Annotated in this window: 8 protein-coding genes; 3 read left to right on the forward strand and 5 right to left on the reverse strand. The window is 62.5% G+C overall.

Annotated elements, in window-relative coordinates; genetic code table 11:
• From AB4Z20_RS06740 to AB4Z20_RS06750, 3 genes are all read left to right on the forward strand, one after another.
• A partial coding sequence (locus AB4Z20_RS06740) for a condensation domain-containing protein (protein ID WP_442089583.1) occupies positions 1-3,882 on the forward strand: 3,882 nt, incomplete at its 5' end.
• The gene (locus AB4Z20_RS06745; protein ID WP_442089584.1) at positions 3,879-7,103 is read left to right on the forward strand and encodes a non-ribosomal peptide synthetase; all 3,225 of its coding nucleotides are present in this window, start codon (positions 3,879-3,881) and stop codon (positions 7,101-7,103) included. The genes AB4Z20_RS06740 and AB4Z20_RS06745, both read left to right, overlap by 4 nt.
• Before the next feature lie 332 nt (positions 7,104-7,435).
• Positions 7,436-9,907, forward strand: a complete 2,472-nt coding sequence (locus AB4Z20_RS06750) for a TonB-dependent siderophore receptor (protein WP_442089585.1) — start codon at positions 7,436-7,438, stop codon at positions 9,905-9,907.
• A gap of 1,421 nt (positions 9,908-11,328) precedes the next feature.
• On the opposite strand, the gene AB4Z20_RS06755 is transcribed toward AB4Z20_RS06750, so the two are convergent.
• The 5 genes from AB4Z20_RS06755 to pvdM all read right to left on the reverse strand — a co-directional run bounded on the left by AB4Z20_RS06755 (position 11,329) and on the right by pvdM (position 20,883).
• Positions 11,329-15,474, reverse strand: a complete 4,146-nt coding sequence (locus AB4Z20_RS06755) for an amino acid adenylation domain-containing protein (protein ID WP_442089586.1) — start codon at positions 15,472-15,474, stop codon at positions 11,329-11,331.
• Between the two features lie 35 nt (positions 15,475-15,509).
• Positions 15,510-17,168, reverse strand: a complete 1,659-nt coding sequence (locus AB4Z20_RS06760) for a cyclic peptide export ABC transporter (protein ID WP_253476644.1) — start codon at positions 17,166-17,168, stop codon at positions 15,510-15,512.
• Between the two features lie 168 nt (positions 17,169-17,336).
• Positions 17,337-18,212 carry a dihydropyoverdine dehydrogenase gene (gene pvdO, locus AB4Z20_RS06765; RefSeq protein ID WP_442089587.1) on the reverse strand — a complete coding sequence of 292 codons (876 nt, stop codon included), beginning with the start codon at positions 18,210-18,212 and terminating at the stop codon, positions 17,337-17,339.
• Between the two features lie 23 nt (positions 18,213-18,235).
• Entirely contained in the window at positions 18,236-19,516 is a 1,281-nt protein-coding gene (gene pvdN / locus AB4Z20_RS06770) for a pyoverdine-tailoring periplasmic protein PvdN (protein WP_442089588.1), read from the reverse strand.
• Positions 19,513-20,883: a pyoverdine-tailoring dipeptidase-like protein PvdM gene (gene pvdM, locus AB4Z20_RS06775; protein WP_442089589.1), complete on the reverse strand. Its 1,371-nt coding sequence runs from the start codon at positions 20,881-20,883 to the stop codon at positions 19,513-19,515. The genes pvdN and pvdM overlap by 4 nt, the downstream gene beginning before the upstream one ends.
• Between the last annotated feature and the right edge of the window lie 237 nt (positions 20,884-21,120).

Genomic DNA, 21,120 nt, shown 5'->3' on the forward strand with positions numbered 1-21,120 from the left:
TCGGTCTACAGCCGCGACGACATCCAGGGGGTATTGGCCTCCACGTCGGTGTGTTTCGATCTGTCGGTGTGGGAGCTGTTCGTGACCCTGGCCAACGGCGGCTCGCTGATCATCGCCCGCAATGCCCTGGAATTGCCGCAACTGCCGGCCCGCGATCAGGTACGCCTGATCAACACCGTGCCCTCGGCGATTGCTGCGTTGCAGCGCAGCGACGAGATCCCGGCCAGCGTGCGCATCATCAACCTGGCCGGTGAGCCACTGAAGCAAAGCCTGGTGGACGCGCTTTATCAGCACCCCCTCTGTGGGATTGGGCCGGTGCAAGCTAAGCCTCTAGAATCAGAATCTGTGGGAGCAAAGCCTGTGGGAGCAAAGCTTGCTCGCGATAGCACCCTATCGGCTGGCCCATGTGTGACTGATCCACCGCCATCGCGAGCAAGCTTTGCTCCCACAGGCTCACTCCCACAAGGGGTTGAGCATGTGTACGACCTTTATGGCCCTTCGGAAGACACGACTTACTCAACCTGGACCCGCCGCACCCCCGGCGGCACGGCGAACATCGGCCGGCCCCTCAAGCACACTGCCAGCTACCTGCTCGACGCCGACCTGCAACCAGTCCCCCAAGGCGTTTCGGCAGAGCTGTACCTGAGCGGTGCGGGCATCACCCGAGGCTACCTTGGCCGCGCCGCGATGACCGCCGAAAAATACGTGCCCAACCCGTTCTCCACCACCGGCGAACGCCTCTACCGCACCGGGGACTTGAGCCGTTACCGCGTCGATGGCGTGCTCGAATACCAGGGCCGCATCGACCATCAAGTGAAGATCCGCGGCTTCCGTATCGAACTGGGGGAAATCGAAGCGCGGCTGTTGCAACAGCCTGAGGTGCGTGACGTGGCGGTCCTGGCCCAGGACGCCCCGGGCGGTCAGCAACTGGTGGCCTACGTGGTCGCTGCGGCGTTGCAAATGGACGAAAGCAACCTGCGCGCCCAGCTCAAGGCAGGCCTCAAGGAACACCTGCCGGACTACATGATCCCGGCGCACCTGTTGTTCCTCGAACAATTGCCCCTGACCCCCAACGGCAAGCTCGACCGCAAGGCCCTGCCGGCCGTGGAGACCGGGTTGTCGCAAAGCGGTTACGAGGCGCCCGTCAGCGAACTGGAGCAACAGATCGCCGGTATCTGGCAAGAGGTGCTGGAAGTGGAACAGGTCGGTCGCAATGACCATTTCTTCGAGCGCGGCGGCCACTCCTTGCTGGCAACCCAGGCGGTCTCGCGTTTGCGCAAGCTGACGGGTTATCCGCTGAGCCTGCGTGACTTGTTCAATCATCCGCAGCTCAAGGCGCTGGCGGTCCTGATGGCCGGCACTGCCGATGGGCCGGTCCGGGCGGGCGATTCCCATGAGGTCCGGCTCAAGGCCCATGGGCCGCGACGTTCGGCACCGCTGTCGTTGGTGCAGCGACGTTTGTGGATCGCCGAACAATTGTCCGGTGGCACGTCGGCCTATGGCATGCCCATGGCGCTGCGCCTGTGCGGCGAGTTGTCGCTGGTGCACCTGATGAGCAGCTTTGCCGATGTGGCTCGCCGTCATGACGTACTGCGCACCGCGTATGTCCAGGACGAAGAAGGCGATCCGCTGGCGCTGATTGCTGATGAGGTGCAACTGGACTTCCCGGTGATCGACCTCTCCGGCCTGTCGCCCAGTGCCCAGCAGGAACAAGTGGCCCGGGCGACGCTGGAAAACGCGCGCATCCCCATCGACCTGGAACAGGCACCGCTGTTGCGCGGGCGGATCCTGCGCCTGGGGCCGACCGAGCACGTGTTGTTGTATGCCATGCACCACATCATCTCCGATGGCTGGTCGATGGGGCTGTTGATCAACGAACTGGTGCAGGTCTACGAGGCATCCCTCAAGGGCGAACCGATGCCGCTGCCGCCCCTGGAGGTTCAGTACCATGACTTCGCGCTGTGGCAACAGGCGCTGGAGGAGCAGGGCGTACTGGCGCGACAGGCCGAGTACTGGAAGCACCGGCTCGGCGGCTACGAAGGGCGCCTGGACTTGCCGCTGAGCAGCCCCCGGGGCCAGACGGCGTCCTACGACGGCGATGCGTTGCAGTTCCAGCTTTCCACCGCGCTGAGCGGGGCCTTGCGCCGGTTAGCCAGCGAGGCCGGTGTCACGCTGTACAGCACGCTGCTGGCGTCCTTCCAGGTGTTGTTGCATCGGCTCTGCGACGCGCAAGACCTGGTGGTCGGGGCCGACGTGGCGGGTCGTGAACAGCCTGAGCTGGAGCGGCTGATCGGTTTCTTCGTCAACGTACTGCCCCTGCGTTCGCGTTTCGACGCCGCGGCCACGTTCTCGCGCTTCCTGGGGCAGACCCAGGACAATCTGCTCGGCGCCCTGGAGCATCAGGATTTGCCGTTCGACCAGATTGTCGAAGCCGCGGGCGTACCACGACACAAGGGCATGAACCCGTTGCTCCAGGTGTTGTTCGTGATGAACAACGTGCCGGTGCGCACCCGCTCCATGACGGGGTTGAGCGTGGAATTGCTGCCGGCGCTCGAGACCCATTCTAAATTCGATATGGCGTTGTTCGTTGACGAAGAAGAAGGGCAATTGCGCGGTAATTGGCAATTCGCCACAACCTTGTTCGGACATGAGCGCATTCAGCACCTGATTCAGGCCTGGACAGCCCTGTTGGAACAGATCGTCGCTGATCAGGACATTCAATTGGGAGCTATCAGCATGCCAGTCGACAACATGGCGGCGGCCGTCACGCCTGCCACCGTCCCGGGGCCCAAGGCCGACAAATTGGGCAAGTTTCTCAAGCGTTCCGTGACACCGCTCGCCAAGCCTCGTGCGGCGCGGGTGCGTGAATCACTGGTGGCTGCACCGCAGCGCTTTCCCTTGATGCTGGAGCCGGGCGAGCCCCATCTGGATGTCATCGAGTGGATCCACCAGAACCGGCCGCTGCTCGAGCAGAAGCTGGCCGAACATGCGGGCATTCTGTTTCGCGGTTTCGCGCTGGACGGTATCCAGGGTTTTGAAGCCTTCGCCGAAGCGGTACAGCCAGGGCTTTATGGTCAGTACGGCGACCTGCCGAAGAAAGAAGGCGGCAAGAACACCTACCGTTCCACGCCGTACCCCGAGCGCAAGATGATCCTGTTCCACAACGAAAGCTCCCATCAGGACCGCTGGCCGCGCAAGCAGATGTTCTATTGCGAGCAAGCCGCACCCGTAGGCGGCGCGACCCCGGTGGTGGATTGCCGGTTGATGTATGAACGACTGCCGGCGGACCTTCGCGAGAAGTTCGAAGACAAAGGGTTGCTGTACGTACGCACCTTCACCGACAAACTCGACGTGTCGTGGCAGCACTTCTTCAAGACCGAAGACCGCCTTGAAGTGGAGGCCCGCTGTCGGGCGGGCGGCATCCAATGGCGCTGGCTCGATAACGACGAGTTGCAGACCCGCACACCGGGGCCCGCGATCATCACGCACCCGATCACTGGAGAGAAGTCGTTCTTCAACCAGGTGCAATTGCATCACATTTATTGGTTGGACCCGGACGTGCGGGAGGACCTGTTGTCGATGTTCGGCCTGGAGCGCATGCCTCGGCATGTGTATTACGGCGACGGCACACCGATTGAAGACGAGGTGATGGCGCGTATCGGTGAGCTGTATGAAGCCTGCGCGGTGCGTTTCGACTGGCAAAAAGGCGATGTGATCCTGCTGGACAACATGCTGGTGGCCCACGCCCGCGACCCGTTCGAGGGCCCGCGCAAGATCGTGGTAGCCATGGGCGATATGTACGACCGTAGCGCTCTGGACAACCCGGCCAGTGCCGGGCACGCGATTCAGGGCCGGCGCAATCTGGAGGAAACCGGAGCATGAGCGAAGTAAGGATGGATCAACAGGCCCCAAGTTTCCCCCTGACGCCCGAGCAACAAACGCTGCTCGAACAACTGTCGCCCACGGCGACCTGTGGCGAGGCGTTGCGCTGGCTGAACGTGGTGATCGACGGCGATCTCGATCCGCAGCGCTTGCAGGTCGCGTTCGATACGCTGCTGGCGCAACAGCCGATGCTGTTGGCGCGGCTGGGCAAAGTCGCCGGTTTCCACGGTTGGCGCCAGGCCGCCGCCAGCGCCGCTCGCTTCCCACTGACAGTACAGGCCAGCGAGCAACAGGCCGAGGACATCCAGGCGCAGATCAAGGATTCGATGGGTCGCGCTTTTGTGCTCGGCGAATCGGAAAGCCTCCAGGCCGGGCTTTATCGTCTGGCGCCACGGCAATGGCAACTGGTGCTGGGTATCGCCCGCTGCAGTGCCGATGGGCAATCCCTGAATCTGCTGCTTGAGCAGGTGCAGCAAGCCTACGCCGGGATCCAGGGGGCGGAAGACGACGCGCCGGGCGAGTTCACCCAATACCTGGAATGGCGCAGCGAGGTGGTGCTGGATGAAGATGCCGCCACCGGACGCAGCTACTGGCAGCAACACCTGCACGGTGTGCAGACGGACATCGCCACGCCGTGGTTGGCCGCACGCAGCGCCGGCGGTGAGGCCGGTGCAGGCGACAGGTGCGTGTCGTTGACGCTGGAACCTGCCCAGCGTGACGCTTTGTACCGTCTGGCCGAGCAGCTCGGCCAGCCGCTTGCCACGCTGCTGCAAGGCGCGTGGTGGGTGTTGCTGGGACGTTTGAGCGGGCTTGAGCAGGCGCTGGTCGGCGTGCGCCATGACAGCCGTGGTGACTATGAATACTTCGCCAATGCCGTGGGCGTGTTCGAGAAAACCCTGCCGCTTTGCGTTTCGTTGCCCGCCAGCGTGGCGTTCAGTGAGTGGTTGAGCGAACTGGCGGCGGGCCTCGAAGCCCATCGTACCTGGCAGGAATACTGGACCCCGGACCTGGCGCCTGACGCACGCCCGGCCTATGGCTTTACCCTGGGGCAGGCGAGCGGCGCAAGGAACCGTGACGGCTTGAACTGGGCGCCGGAGCCAACGCTTGTGCAGGCCGATGCGTTCGAGTTGCTGCTACAGGTTCAATTGGACGATGCCCAGCGGCTTGCCGCGGTCAATCTGTCTTACGCCGGTTCGCGTTATTCGCCCGCATCGGCCGGCGTCGTGCTGGAACAGTACGGCGTGCTGTTGGCGTCGATCCTTGCCGCCCCGCAAACCGCACTGGCGCAGCTCAATGTGCTCAGTCGCAGCGAGGAGCAGCGCCTGCGGGCGATCAATCCGCCGATGCAGGCATTGACGGATGGCCGTTATCTACCGCAGCGCATCGCTGAGCTGGCGATTCGTACGCCGGACGCCATCGCCCTGACCGACGCCCATCAGCACTTGAGCTATGGCCAGTTGCAAGCCCGGGTCGACCGTGTGGCGCAGGGCCTCAAGGACCAAGGTCTGGGCCAGGGTTCGATTGTCGCGCTGGCGTTGCCGCGCTCGGCGGAGCTGGTGATTGCGATGCTGGCGAGCTGGCGCATAGGGGCGGCGTACCTGCCCCTGGATGTGCAGTGGCCCCAGGCGCGCCAGGCGTTGATGCTGGAACAGGCCGACGCGGCGGTGTTGCTCACCGATGCGACGCATCTGCCGGCCTGGCACGGGCAGCCGTACAAGGCGCTGACATTGGCTGAACTCAGTCAGTCGGCAGCGCCATTACCGGTGCTCGCCACCCAGGGCAACGACATCGCCTACGTGTTGTTTACATCCGGCTCCACCGGGGTGCCCAAAGGCGTGGTGATCGAGCATCGGCAATTGCTCAACTACACCGCCCAGGCCAGCCAGGCCCTGGGGCTGGCACAGTGCAAAAACGTCGGTTTCAGTTCCACCGTGGCGGCGGACCTGGGCAACACGGCGTTGTTTGGCGCGTTGTTCAATGGCGCCACCCTGCATGTGGCCAGCGATGAGCAGATGCAGGACGGCGCGTTGTTTGCGGGGTACCTGCAGCAGCAACGGATCGACTGCCTGAAAATCGTGCCGTCGCACCTTGCGGCGCTGCTCGACAGTGAGCAGGCGACACTGCCGCTTACGCTGATTCTGGGCGGCGAGCCGATCCCCGCGACGCTGATCGAGCGCATCGCCCGGTTGCGCAGCGATTGCCGCGTGTTCAACCACTATGGGCCGACCGAAGCCACGGTGGGGGTAATGATTCATCCGTTGTCGCTGCACGGCGCGGTCGGCGATTGTTCGGCGCTGACTCAGGTGCTGGGCAACAACCAGGTTTACGTGCTGGACGCCGATCTGCGCTTGGCGCCGGTGGGCGTGCTGGGTGAGGTGTACCTGGGCGGCGCGCAGTTGTGCCGGGGCTATCTGAATGCCGAGGCCGATGAGCAGACGTTCATCCAGAGTCCGTTTGATCCGGCGCAGCGTTTGTATCGCACCGGCGACCTGGCGCGTTATCGCACGGATGGGGCGATCCAGCTGTACGGTCGGCGTGATCAGCAGGTCAAGGTGCGCGGGTTCCGTATTGAACTGGCGGAGATCGAGGCGGTGCTTCTGCGCATGCCGCAGGTGGCCGAAGCCCTGGTGCTGCCGGCGGCGTCGGTCGAGCAGGGACTGTTGGCCTTTATCGTGGCGCAGCCGGGTAGCGCCACGGGCGTGTTGGACGCCGCCCGTGCCGGGTTGAGCGCCCGCCTGCCCAGCGTGATGGTGCCCCAGCACATGCAGCTGATCGAAGCGTTCCCGCGACTGGTCAACGGCAAGATCGATCGCAAGGCATTGCAGCAGTTGGCGGGTGCGGCAACGGATGACAAAGACGCCGCGCCGCGCGATGCGCTGGAGCAATTGCTCGCCACACGCATGGCGCAATTGCTGGGGCTGGAGCGATTGGGCATCGATCGTGACTTCTTCGCCGCCGGAGGTCATTCGCTGCTGGTGATCAAGTTGGTGGCCGGTATTCGCAAGTTGTTGCAGTGCGAAATTCACCCGGGCCTGGTCTTCGATCATCCGACCGTGGCGTCGCTGGCACTGGCCTTGCGGGCGCTAGAGAGCAGTCCGGGGCAACTGGAAAAAATGGCCCAGGTCCGCTTGCGCATGGAAGCGATGAGCCCCGAGGAAAAGCTCCGCCTGACCGAACAGGCTCGGCAGCTGCAAGCCGCCAGGGCTGCGCAAAGCAACTGACATCACACGAAACAAAAGGCCGTCGCCCAACAGCGCCGGCCTTTTTTTTAATCTTTTTCGCGAATGATAAATAAACTCATTCCGGTTTTTGGCAGGTGCTGCGTCTTACTTAGGTATGTGGGCAAATCGGGTCGGGCAGGACGTCCAGGCACCGGGCTTGTTCAGAAAAAATTTCGCCGTCTTCCAGCCAGATGACCGTGCCCGGGGAGGGGCCGGTCGGCCACGCACTGACATTGCCTTGGGGCAATCGACCGTGCGGGTTCACGTGTGCTGGCGAGCGGCGGGCCCTTCGGCCCCATGGACTTTTACTTCTACCCATAATAGAGAGCACGATGTCATCCATTCATGAGTTGAAACCTCTGTTCAAGGCACTCGTCATGTCCCGCGGCCTGCGTTCGCGGCGGGTGTTGGCCGGTCTGGGGTTGGTCTGCGTACTGCCCCTCAGCGCTCAGGTGATGGCAGAAGACGTCAGCATCAACATTCCTGCGCAACCGCTGCCGCAGGCACTGCAAGCGTTCGGTCAGCAGACCAACCAGCAAGTGATCTACAACGCTGCAGATATGGCCGACCTGAAGAGCACCCGCGTCAGCGGCAAGATGAGCCCGCAGGCGGCCATTGCCGAGTTGCTCAAGGGCACGGGGGTGCGTTACAGCGTTGAGGGCAATACCCTGATGCTGGTGCGCGGTTCTGCCACGGGAGGCCTTGAGCTGGGTGCGACCACCATCAGTGCACAAGCGTTGGACGCGACAACCGAAGGCAGTAACACCTACACCAGTCACGCCGTGACCATTGGCAAGGGCACCCACACCCTCAAGGAAATTCCCCAGTCGATCACCGTGATGACGCGCAAGCAGATGGATGACCAGAACCTGGTCAGCCTCAAGGACGCCGTCAACCAGACCACCGGCATCGTCGGCCTGCAGGGCGTCGGCCAAGGCATGATCCTGTCGTCCCGCGGTTTCCAGATCGACGATTGGCAATACGATGGTGTGCCGATCCTGCGTAACAACTATTCGCTGGGCAACTGGGCGACCCAGGACCTGATCTTCTTCGACCGCCTGGAAATCATGCGCGGCGCGGCCGGCCTGCTGCAAGGCACTGGCAGCCCCGGTGGTGCCGTCAACCTGGTGCGCAAGCGTGGCCAGAGCGCACCGACCGTGACCCTGACCGGCAAGGCCGGCTCCTGGGATCACTACGGTCTGCAACTGGACGCCGGCGGCCCGCTGAACCAGGCCGGCAACATTCGCGGCCGCGTCGTCGTCGACGAAGACCAGAGCAATTCGTTCGTCGACCATGCGTGGACAAAGACTCACTCGCTGTACGGTGCGTTGGACGTCGACCTGAGCGAAGACACCACCCTGGGCTTCGCCGTCAGCCAATCCAACGGCGAATCGCGCGGCAACATCCGTGGCCTGCCTCGTTATGCCGACGGTTCGATGCCGGACGTGTCGCGTTCGACCTACACGGGTGCGCGTTGGAACCGTTCTGAAATCGATGTCACCACCTACTACACCGACCTGGAGCATCACTTCAACGAGGACTGGGCGTTCAAGGTGGGTGCTGTGTACATGACTGAAGATAACCAGGCGAAGAACCAGCGAACGCAAAATGGCGGTGTCGGTCTCAACCCTGATGGCACAGGTGTGCAATATGCTGACTTCGTTACCGATTTCCAGTCCACAAAGTCTGGTCTCGACATGAACCTGAACGGCAAGTTCGAAGCCTTGTCGATGGAGCAGGAAGTCATGCTTGGCGGCAACTTCTCGCAGTTGGAGACGGATGATAAATTCGCCCGGACATTCAACAACAGCAGCGACACAATCTTCGACTTGAACAACAACCGTCCAGACATCAGCTACGAGGGCCTGATCAACAGCCCGGGCGGGCGAGGCACCCTCAGCAAATACGATATCCGTCAGAAGGGTGTGTATGGCACCTGGCGTGTCAAGCCGGTCGACGACCTGACGCTGGTGCTGGGTTCCCGGGTCAGTTGGTATGACTTCAGCTACAAGTCGAAAACCGAAACCGCGGCCAACGGTATTACTCGCAACCAGCCAAGCACCGGAACTGAAACCGGAGTGGTCACGCCTTACGGCGGTATCATCTATGACCTGAGCCGTGAGTGGGCGGTTTACGCCAGCTACACCGACGTGTTCCAGCCCCAGACCGAGGTCGATCCCAGCGGTTCGGTGCTCAAGCCCATCGTTGGCACCAACTACGAAGTCGGCCTCAAGGGTGAGCTGATGGACGGTCGGGTCAATACCTCCCTGGCCGTCTTCCGTTATGACCACGAGAACCGTGCCGTCTCCATCGCCGGTTGTACTGACGTGAACTGCTCCTCTGCCTCGGGGAAAGTGCGCAGCCAGGGTTTCGATGCTGAAATCAGTGGTGAAGTGATAGACAACCTTCAGTTGTTCGCGGGCTACACCTTCAACACCACCAAGTACCTGGAGGACCCGGACAATGAAGGCCGCATCTACAGTACCTGGACGCCGAAACACATGCTGCGCGTGTGGGGCAACTACCAGTTCACCGGCGACTGGAGCCGTGTCAGCACCGGCTTGGGCTTCACTACCCAAAGCCACACGATGGTTTACGACTATGACCGTGAAATCCCGGGTTACACCGTATGGAACGCTCGCGTCGGCTATCAACTGACGCCGGAAATCGCTTTGGCGGTCAACGCTAACAACCTGTTTGACAAGACGTACCTAACGTCTGCTTACAATCAGCTTAATGGCAACAACAACTTCGGTGATCCGCGCAACTTGATGTTCTCGGTGAAGTACACCCCGGAGTTCTGATTCTTGCGGGAATGAAATAGACCCGCCTTGTGGGTAGTGTTGGTCACTAAAAAACGGTGCTTCTTCAGAAATGGGAAGCGCCGTTTTTTTTGGGCTTTTTTTGGGTGGGGTGGTGTGTATATCCGTTGCTGCGGTAACGGCCACTTATGGTTCCGCTCTTACAGCGGCTCACTTTTGAGAAGCCCGGGAGCCGGCCCAGTCAAAAGTAAGCAAAACGCTTCTGCCCCACCACTCGGCACCTCGCCTAGGCTCGGTGTGCCCTCACTCCGGCATTGCTCCGTGGGCCGCCGCGAAGGGCCATCCATGGCCCAGCGCGGCTATCCCGGCATCCATGCCGGGATGCCCACTCCACAATGCCTGCGTTCGGCCAGCGTGGTTAACGGGGCGCCGAGATCAACGTCCACCGCGAGGCGGCCTTATAGCCGACCTGGTTCTTGGTGGGACCGTGTTTTTCCTGTGGGAGCGAGCTTGCTCGCGATAGCGGAGGGTCAGTTTACGGTGATGTTGGATGTGCCGGCGTTATCGCGAGCAGGCTCGCTCCCACAGAAGGACCCCGGGTGCACACGGATGTTGTGGCTGCTGAAGCTCCAATGTGGGAGCGAGCCTGCTGGCGAAGGCGGCGTTCCAGTCGATGAAGATGTTGGATGTGCTGGCCTCATCGCGAGTAGGCTCGCTCCCACAGAAGGACTCTGTATGCATACGGATATTGTGTCTGCTGAAGATCCAATGTGGGAGCGAGCCTGCTCGCGAAGGCGGTGTCACAGTCGATGAAGATGTTGAATGGACTGGCCTCATCGCGAGCAGGCTCGCTCCCACAGAAGGACCCCGGGTACATACGGATGTTGTGGCTGCTGAAGATCCAATGTGGGAGCGAGCTTGCTCGCGAAGGCGGGGCTACAGTCGATGAAGATGGTGGATGTGCTAGCCTCATCGCGCGCAAGCCCCACAGGGGAAACGCGGTCCCACCAAGAACCAGGTCGGCTGTTAGGCCGCCTCTCGGTGGACGTTGATCTCGGCGCCCCGTTAACCACGCTGGCCGAACGCAGGCATTGTGGAGTGGGCATCCCGGCATGGATGCCGGGTTAGCCGCGCTGGGCCATGGATGGCCCTTCGCGGCGGGCCCACGGAGCAATGCCGGAGTGAGGGCATGCCGAGCCTAGGCGAGGCACCGAGTGGTGGGGCAGAAGCGTTTTGCTTACTTTTGACTGGGCCGGCTCCCGGGCTTCTCAAAAGTGACCCGCCGTCAGGGCGGAACCCTAAGCCGCCGTTACCGAAGAAACGGATATACACACCACCCCTGAAATCCGGCAACCCAGTGTGTCAGGCAAATTGAGTTCGCGCCTTTGGGTCTGCTGCGCAGCCCAGCGGGAGCAAGCTCCCTCGCCACAAAAGCGACCTTGCCACCGTATCGTCTATTGGCGCTATTTCCCTTCCACCGTACTGGCCAGAAAAACCTCGACCAGTGAATCCAGCAACACATCATCAAAAATCATACTGCGATGACGCAACGGGGAATGCATCGAGCATTGCAGCTCACCCGTCAGGCTATAGCCCTTGATCAAGGCTTCGCAGAATGCCAGTTCCCCAGGGGTTTTTTCCGCCTGTGTCCACCAGCAACTGGGACGTACCTGGACTGGTTTGAAGGTGAACCCGTCAAAGGCTTCGAGCAACCGGTCATGCACCGAGAACGCCTGGGCGTTCATGACTTCATCCTTGACGCTCTGCACGATCGACAGCAAGTCGCCCCGGCCCGGCTCGGTCTGGCTGGCGGCCCACTCATGGAAGGCCTGGACCGTGCTGGCGGGGTGTTCTTGCCGGTATGCCGCCGTGCGTTCGGTGAGGGTTGGAAACAGCAGGTCGAAGTATTCGATGGCCTCGAGCAGATCCTGGGAGGCCGGGTCGGCTTGCTCCGCGCCTGGCAAATGCCGATGACGCGACAAGGTTGCCGGGTACAGATGTTCAGGAATCGTGGCGTCCACCAGGCCGAGGAAGCTGACGGTGTGGCCCTGGTTTTCCAGCGACGCGGCGATGTCCAGCGCGATGGTCCCGCCCAGGGACCAGCCCATCAGGTAATACGGGCCTTGGGGTTGGGCGCTGACGATTTCCCGGTTGTAATCGGCAATCATCTCGCGCCAGGCCTCAGGGCTCGCATGGGGTTCGCTGAAGCCGCGGTGCATGACGCCGCTGACGCTTGCCCGATGTTTGAGTTTGCGCGCCAAGGGTTGGTAGCAGAACACGATGCCACCGCTGGGATGCAGGCAAAACAACTGCGGCGCATTGGTGGGAGCGGTGTTCAAGGGAACAAGACACTGAGTCTGCTGCCGATGCTCCTGGGAAATGAACAGTGCCAGCTCCGCGATGCTCGGGTTGGCCAGCAGCGCCTGCAGACGCACGGTGATGTTCAGGCGTGCCTTGAGGTTGGCGATCAGCTCAATCGCCAGGATCGAATGCCCACCCAGTTCAAAGAAGCTGTCGTTGATCCCCACGCGCTCAACCCTGAGGGATGCTTGCCAGAGCTGCGCCAGTGCCTGTTCCAATTGAGTACGCGGCGCCACGTAATCGGTCTGCCGAAGACGCGCGTCCGGTTCCGGCAAGGCCTTGCGGTCGAGCTTGCCATTGGCATTGAGCGGCAAGTGATCGATGAACACCAGGTGACTGGGCACCATGTAGTCCGGCAACTGCGCTTTGAGGGCGGCCAACAGACCTTCGCGTAACCCACTCATGAACGCTTGCGTGGCAATCACATAAGCGACCAGTTGCAGGCCGGCCGGGCCTTCATGGGTCAATACGACACAATCCCGGACCGCCGGCAGCGCTTGCAAACGTGCCTGGATTTCGCCCAATTCAATGCGGAATCCGCGGATCTTGACCTGGTGATCCAGGCGCCCGATGTATTCGATGCTGCCGTCGCTGCCATAACGTGCCAGGTCGCCGGTGCGATACAGGCGACCACCCGGCAGCGGATCGAACGGGTCGGGGATAAAGCGGCTGGCGGTCAGGTCGGCGCGTTGGTGGTAACCACGGGCCAGGCCGGCCCGACCGACATGCAGCTCACCGATGCAGCCCTTGGGGACCGGGTTCAGGTGCGCGTCGAGCACATACCAGGACAGGTCGACGATGGGCTGGCCGATTGGGCTCGCGGTCTCGCTGTTCAAGTCGTCGATCGACAGCGGTCGCCAGGTGACATGGACGGTCGTTTCCGTGATGCCATACATGTTGATCAATCGAGGCGACTGGTCGCCGAAACGTTCGAACCAGGGGCGCAAACTCTGCACATCGATGGCTTCGCCGCCAAAAATGACCTGGCGCAGCCGGTGACCAAGCGGCTGATGAGGCTCGCAGGCGACTTGTAGCAACGACCTGAACGCCGAGGGCGTCTGGTTGAGGACGCTGACGTGTTCCTGGCAAACCAGGGCGTAGAACTCCTGCGGCGAACGACTCACGGCGTGGGGCACGATGACCAGTCGGCCGCCGTGCAGCAGCGCACCGAAAATCTCCCACACGGAAAAGTCGAAGGCATAGGAATGGAACAGGCACCAGACGTCCTGGTGATCGAAGCTGAACCAGTGATCGGTGGCCCGGAACAATCGGCTGACGTTGTGGTGCGTCAGCAATGCGCCTTTGGGCTGGCCGGTCGAGCCGGAGGTGTAAATCACATACGCCAGGTTATCCGGGTGCATCGGCACATCCGGATTGTGTTCGGGATAGTCGCCCTCGATCTCGACGGGGTCGAGCGACAAACAGTTCATGTCGGCTGGCAACGCCAACGATTCACGCAGATGAGCCTGGGTCAGGATCTGCGTCACGCCACTGTCCTGGATCATGTAGGCCAGGCGATCGGCCGGGTAGGCTGGGTCCAGCGGCACGTAGGCGCCACCGGCCTTGAGAATTGCCAACAGGCCAATGATCATTTGCGGCGTACGCTCGGCGGCGATGCCGACCAGCACGTCGGGCCCGACGCCTTGCTCGATCAGCCGATGGGCCAGTTGATTGGCCTGTCGATTGAGCTCGGCATAGCTCATGTGCTGCCCTTCAAAGGTCAGTGCCGTGGCGTCACCCGTGGCGGCGGCATGGGCCTCGATCAACTGGTGCAGGCACTGTTCGCGGGGCAGCCGGGTGGGCTGGCGGTTCCAGTCGTGCAGGGTGTTCTGCCGTTCCTCAGCGCTCAGAAATTGCAATTCGCCGAGGGCGCGTTCAGGGGTTTCGATCAGGTCCTGCAACAGGTTTTGCCAGTGGCCGGCCATGCGCTCGATGGTTTCAGTGCGGTAGAGATCACGGCTGTATTCGAACGTCGCCAGAATCTGCTGCTGTGAATAATCGACATCCAGCGACAAGTCGAACTTGGCCTGGCTGTCGCCTGTATCGAGAAACTCCAGGGCCAGTTCGCCGTTGGGCGAGATCGTCAGGGGCGGTGAGCCGGTGCGCCAGTTGAACAAGACCTGGAACAAGCCCTGTGCGCCGGGACGTTGCAGTTGATCAAGGATCAGCTCCAGCGGGTAGTCGGCATGTTCCAGCGCGGCGAGGGACTGGGCGCGCAAACTGCGCAGGAAATCCGACACGCTGTGGGTCGAGTCGATCCGCGTCCGATACACCTGGCTACTGACAAAGAACCCCACCAGGTCCTGGCATTCATGGCTGTTGCGGTTGGCGTTGGGCACGCCGACGGTGAAATCGTCCTGGTTGCTGTACCGGCCCAGCAACAGCTGCCAGGCAGCCAGTGCCACCACGAAAGGCGAAAGGCCCTGGTGTTGGCAGAACGCGTCCAGGGCCCGGGTCACTGCGGGGGCAAGTGTTACGTGCACACGTCCGGCCCTATGCTGCTGGCCGGCGGCTCGGGGGAAATCCAGGGGCAGTTCCAGCGTGGGCAGGTCGCGACCCAGGTAGTGGCGCCAGTATTCACCGCTGCGCTGGCAGGCCGTGCCCTGCAAATACTCGCCTCGCTGGTGGGTGGCGTAGTCGGCGTATTGCAGGGACAACGGTGGCAGCGGTGACGGATCACCGAGCAAGGCCTGAGCGTAGGCCTGGGTCATGTCCTGCATGAGGATCGTGTTGGACCAGGCATCGGAGACAATGTGATGCATGTTGAGCAGCAGTACATGTTCGTCGCTGCCCAGCCGCAGAAGCGTCGCCCGCATCAGCGGCGCGTGGCTGAGATCGAACGGTTGCCGGGCGTGCAACTCGATGCGCTGTGAGAGTGCCATGGCTCGTGCCTGGGGGGCGAGCGCGCCGAGGTCCTCCCGGTGCAGGATGAGGCAGGCGTTGCGCTCGACGACCTGGACTGCCGCACCGTCGAGGTCATTGAACGCGGTGCGCAGGATGTCGTGTCGGTCGATGACCCGATTCAGCGCCTGTTCCAGGGCGTCGGCATCGAGTCTGCCGGTCAGGCGCAGCGCCCGCGGCAAGTTGTAGGCCGAACGGGCCGGGTCTCGCTGGTGCTCCAGCCACAAGCGTTGCTGGGCGAAAGACAACGGCGCGCGGTCCAGCCGGCGGCTGGCGCTGGCGTGCATGTCGCCGGCGACATCGTCGAGCAGCAGCATCAGCAGATCATCATCTAGCAGTTCGTTCATGGTGTTCTCGATAAACAGCATTGCGTCGGACGGGTTCAGGCAAAAGCCGCCGCAGATTTTTCACTGACCACCTGACCGGCCTGCATGCGGACCAGTTGATCGGCGATGTCGAAATAACGGTCGTCATGGGAGATGACGATGATGGTTTTGCCCAGCGCCTTCAGTTCCGGCAGCAGTTCGGTATAGAACACGCGCCGGAACACCGGATCCTGGTCGGCGGCCCATTCGTCGAACACCAGCACTGGGCGCTCCTCAAGCCAGGCGTTGAGCAAAGCCAGGCGTTTGCGTTGGCCGGTGGAGAGGTCGGTGGTGCTGAAGGCGCCGTCCTGAATGCTGACCTTATGAGCGATTTCCAGGCGCTCCAGGTAGCGGTTGGCGTCTTTGGGCACCTGTTGATCGCCCTGGACCAGCTCGTCGAACAGGTAGTAGTCGGCAAAAATCGTCGTGAACAACTGGCGATAATCGTCCCGTTGAGCGGCCCCTACCGGCGCGCCGTCGAGGAGGATTTCGCCGCCCTGGGGGAAGTAGAGGCCCAGCAGCAGCTTGATCAGCGTGGTCTTGCCGCCACCGTTTTCACCGACGATGAACACGATGTCACCCTGGGCGATGGACAGGTTGACCGGTCCCAGGGCGAAGGGTTGGCTGCCTTCGACCACGGGGAAGGCGTAGTGCACATCGCGCAACTCAAGGTGCTGGATCGTTGGTTTGCATAGGTGCTTGTCGTTGAGCAGCAGATGCGGTTCCGGTGAGGAAAACTGCTCGGCCAGTTCGGCAATGCGCTTGAACGCAACGTTCGCCCGGCTGATCACCGGCAACGTCATCACCAGGTATTCCAGCGGGCCCTTCATGTACAACAGCACCAGCACGAAACCGCTGAGCACCACCCGGTCCGTGCCCAGCCACAGCGATTGCAGGGCCAGGACCAGGCCGATGACCACAAAAAACAGCATCGAGCCGAACGTCTTGGCCACCACGAATGTATTGACCGAGCGGATGTTGGTGTCGCAGATGTAGTCGGCGGTCGCTTCGATGCGCTGGCTGAACATGCGCTGGCGGCGTGGGCGATGGATGCGCAGTTCCTTGGCCCCGGCGGCGATAGCGCCGTAGTGTTTCTGCAGCGCGTCTTCGGCCTCACGGGCGTCTTCGAAACCCCTGATGCCACGGGCGCGAGCCAGGTATTGCACGACCGTGCCGATGACCAGTGCCACCAGCAACAGCAAAAACATCGGCACTGACAGGTAGGCCAGGTAGCCCAGGCAACCGAGGGTGACCGTGAAGGCGATGGCCAGCGGGGCGAAGGAAAACGCGAAGTCGCTGACGGTGTTGACGTCGTGGGTCAGTACCGGGATGAGCCGATGGCTGCGATAGCGTTCGATCTGCTCGATGGGGGCCAGCAAGACTTTCTTGCCCAGGGATTTACGCAGCTCGGCGATGATGTTCTGGCCGACATGGTTGGTGCCGATGTCTGAAAGAATCGAGGTCAGCAGAGCTGCCGCGCAAAGCCCCGCGAACGTCGCCAGCATCTGGAACGTGGGCGTTGTGGCGGCGTTCAGGGCGTCGTTGATGGTTGCCAGCAGGGCAGTGATGCTCAGGCCGCCCAACATGCCCAAGAGGATGGAGCCCACGACAATCAGCCGGAAGGGTTTGAGCAGGGTGAACAATTCAGTGATCACCCCGCGTTTTGGTTGGCTCATGGAGGTTTCCCTGCTAGATGAAAAAGGGCGAAGGCCATCGCGGGCGTTCACCGCATGGGCTGGAGGACGGCGGCACGCCGGTTGGGGCGCGCCCACCTGTAGAACGATTGGAGGGGAAGGGGATTTAGCGAGGAGCCGCCTGACACACATTATTGTGGCGAGGCGTCTTCACATATCCCGCGCCACCCGAAAACCGATCCAGTCGCCGCGATCGCCGGGCACCAGCGCGTTGCGGTTGCCGGAGCGGGAGAACACCGGCGCCTCGCCCCAATCATTGCCACGGATGCGTTTGAATTCGCACTTGCCGGTCAGCCACGCGCTGCCGTCGCTCGGGGCGCCCACATAGTTTTCGTTGTAGCAATCGGCGGTCCATTCGTAGATGTTGCCGTGCATGTCATACACGCCGAAGGCGTTGGGCGCGAAGCTGCCGGCCGGGGCGGTGAAGTTGTAGCCGTCGGCCGCGCCGTAGGTGTTGGCGTGCTGGGCGATGCTGTACTCCTTGCCTTCATCGAACGGGAAGGGGAACGGCCCGGTGCTGCCGCCGCGTGCCGCGTACTCGCGCAGGGATTCGCTGACCAGCCGGTAGTGTTTGCCGGTTTTTTTCGACAGCCACGCGGCGTAGGCATTGGCCTCGGCGAAATCCATGCACACCGCCGGGTGCCGGTCGGTGTATTGCTTGCGAGGGTCGCTGCCCTGGTAGTCCGGAATGCCGGCCTTGCAGGCGCGGCCGGGGCGCTCATCGCCGTCGGGCATCGTGTAGCCGGTGTCGCGCAGGTAGGCGAACCATTCGCCCTTGAGCACCTGGAAGCGACTGATCGCCAGCGGTTTGGCGAACGTCACCGGGTGCATCGGGCCTTCGTCGGGCTCGCGGCCTACTTCGTCTTCCGGGGTGCCCATCTGGAAGGTGCCGGTGGGCAGCACGACCATTTCCGGGCAGTCCTTGCAGTCACGAAAGACCTGGCCCGCTTGCGAGGCCTGGGCGCCGGAGGGCAGCAGGGCGGCGACGGCCAGTGTCGGGAGTAGCTTCAACAAAAAACTGTTCATCCATCTCTCTCGATAAGTCAGGTTCAGAGTGTCTTGCCCAGCAAGCCCATGAAGCGATCGATCTCGGCCTCGGTGTTGAGCAGCCCCGGCGCAGTACGGACCACCGGCCCCGCATCGCGGTGCACGGCATCGGCGATCACCCGGTTCCTCATCAGGTAGGCGGCGACCTCGTCGCTGTCGCGGCCCTTGACTCGGAAGAAGGTGAAACCGGCGGACAGGTCGGGGCTCAGCGGGGTGACCAGTTCGATCTGCGGCTGTGCCACCAGCTGTTTTTTCAAATAGCTGTTGAGGGCATGGATGCGCGCCTGCACCTCGGCCTTGCCCAGTTGCAGGTGCAACTTGAACGCCTCGTCCGCCGCCCAGCGATGCTCGAAGGCGTGGTAGCCACCCGGCGTCATGGTGGTGGAAAACGCCGTGGCCTCAGAGAACGTTGGAATGATCGGTGTGACGTACTTGAGCTCTTCGCTGCGGCTGCACACCAGGCCGGTGCCGCGTGGGCCGAACATCCACTTGTGGGTGCCGGCGATGAAAAAGTCGCAATTCATGGCGGGGAAGCTCAGGTCTTCGACGCCGAAACCGTGCACGCCGTCCACCACGTAAATGATCCGCTGTTCATCGCTGCGGCCCTGGTTGTGCTTGTCCACCAGGGCGCCGATCTTGTCGATCGGCAGCTTCACGCCGCTGCCCGAATGCACCCAGGTCATGCCCAGCACCCGGGTTTCGGGGCGGATGTTGCGGTCGATGGCCGTGAGGATCTGTTCGTGGCTGGCGTCGTGAGCGTTGTCGAACAGCTTGATCTTGCGCACCCGTGTGCCAGTCCGTTGGGTGCGCAACTCGAGAATGGTGTGGGTGGCGTAGTGTTCGTGGACGGTGGTGAGGATTTCCTGGTCGGCCGCCACGTGGACGCCGCCGTAGATCATCGACAGGCCTTCGGTGGTGCTGCCGGTGAGAGCGATCTGTTTCGGGCTCGCTTGCAGGTAGCGGCCGGCCCAGCTGCGGACGTTTTCCTCGCGTTCTTCGGTGACGCCCAGGTCCCAGTCCATCAACAGCCCCGGGTTTTTATCCAGGGCGGCGCGGTGCCGGTCGATGGCCTCGCGCACCGGGCGCGGATGGGTGGTGACCAGGAAGTTGGAGAAATGCAGATAGTCCGGGTCCTGGTTGAACAGCGAGCGCAACTGCGCCCATTTGTCCTTCGGCAGCGGTGGCAGTGGAGCGGCGCTGGCCGTGGCGGGCAGGCTGGCAGCGAGCGGCAGGCCGGCGGCGAGGATCCCGGCCTGCTTCAGGAAGGTGCGACGTTCATTCATGGCTGGACGGTCTTCTGGGTCGAGGCGAGGGCGGGGCGGGCGGCTTTCTGGACCTGGTCCCAGACCCGCAGGAAATTGCCGCCCCACAGTTTGGCGATGTCGGCTTCGGAGTAGCCGCGGGTCAGCAGCTCGGCGGTGACGTTGCGGATGTCGCCGACGTTCTCCCAGCCCTTCACACCGCCGCCTTCGTTGAAGTCCGAGCTGATGCCGACGTGGTCGATGCCGATCTTGCGCACGGTGTAGTCGATGGCATCGCCCAGGTCCTTGAGGCTGGCCTTGGGTTCTTCTTCGAGGATGCCGTAGAGCTGGCCGGCGTATTCGCCGAATTTCTGTTCCGGCCAGGCGGCGATGATCGGGTCGCCGGGCATCAGCGCCATCGCCAGGTTGGGCAGCGGCGACAGGTCGAAGCGTTCGCGCAGGGCGTTGAGCTTGTCCTGGGTCTTTTGCGTCAGCGGCCGCAGGTATTGGGAGAAACCGACGATCTGCACCACGCCGCCGCTGGCCTTGATCAGTTGCATTTCCTTGTCGCTGAGGTTGCGTGGAATGTCGACCATCGCCCGTGGCGCCGAATGGGACGCCACCAGCGGCGTGCGGCTCAGTTGCGCGACTTGCTCCAGGGCCGGGGTCGACATTTGCGACACGTCGATGATCACGCCCAGGTCGTTCAGGCGCGTCACCGCTTGCTTGCCGATGTCCGACAGGCCGCCGAGGGCGTCGGGCGAATCGTTGAAGAACGGCAGCGGACGGGAGGAGTCGGCCCAGTCGTTGTTGCCGATGTAGCTGAAGCCGAACATGCGCATGCCTCGCGCGGTCCACAGGTCCAGCAGGCTCAGGTCATGGCCGAGGGGATAGGCGTTGAGCATGCTGATGAAGATCGCGAACTTGCCTTCGCCGTGCAGGCGGCGGAAATCATCCGGGGTGTAGGCGATGGCGACCTGGTTGGGAAAGTCCCGGACCAGGCCGGTGATGATTTTGTAGCGCACCTCCTGCTGGTTGCGCGCTTCCTCGACGAAGCCGGCGGTGGGCTTGTGCGGGGCGTTGGGTCCGTTCCACAACTCCGGCCAGCCGAAGATCGTCAGGGCCGCGCCGGACAATTGCCCGCGGTTGGCTTTCACCAGGTCGAACTGGCCGCTGCCGTCCTTGTCGGCTTCGTTGCCGGCGGTGCCGAAGTCCAGTGGCACGGTGATGTGGCTGTCGAAGGACAGCAGGCGCTCGTGCAGTTCCCTGGCCTCTTTCATCACCTTGACTGGGTAGCCGGGGTTATCCCGCCACCAGTGGTCCCAAGCCGCGACGCCCGCACCCACGGTCAACGCCAGGGCCAGGGGCAGGCCGATGAAAAGAGCCTTTTTCGAACGTGGTGTTGTCATTGCCGATCTCAGTCAGGTTCGCCTTGGAAGGACAGGCGCGGGGGCCTTTGCTATCTGGGGAGAACGAGTGATCGGCGGGGAAATTTAGGTGTTCTCGGGGCCGCCATCGCGAGCAAGCTCGCTCCCACAGGGGACCGCATCCAATTCCACTGTGGGAGCAAAGCTTGCTCGCGAGGCGACCTTGCAGTTGACCTGTTTCTCCTGAATGTACCCAGCCCCCCTATGGGAGCGAGCTTG

Source organism: Pseudomonas sp. KB_12 (assembly GCF_052114545.1).
GTDB classification, from domain to species: domain Bacteria; phylum Pseudomonadota; class Gammaproteobacteria; order Pseudomonadales; family Pseudomonadaceae; genus Aquipseudomonas; species Aquipseudomonas brassicacearum.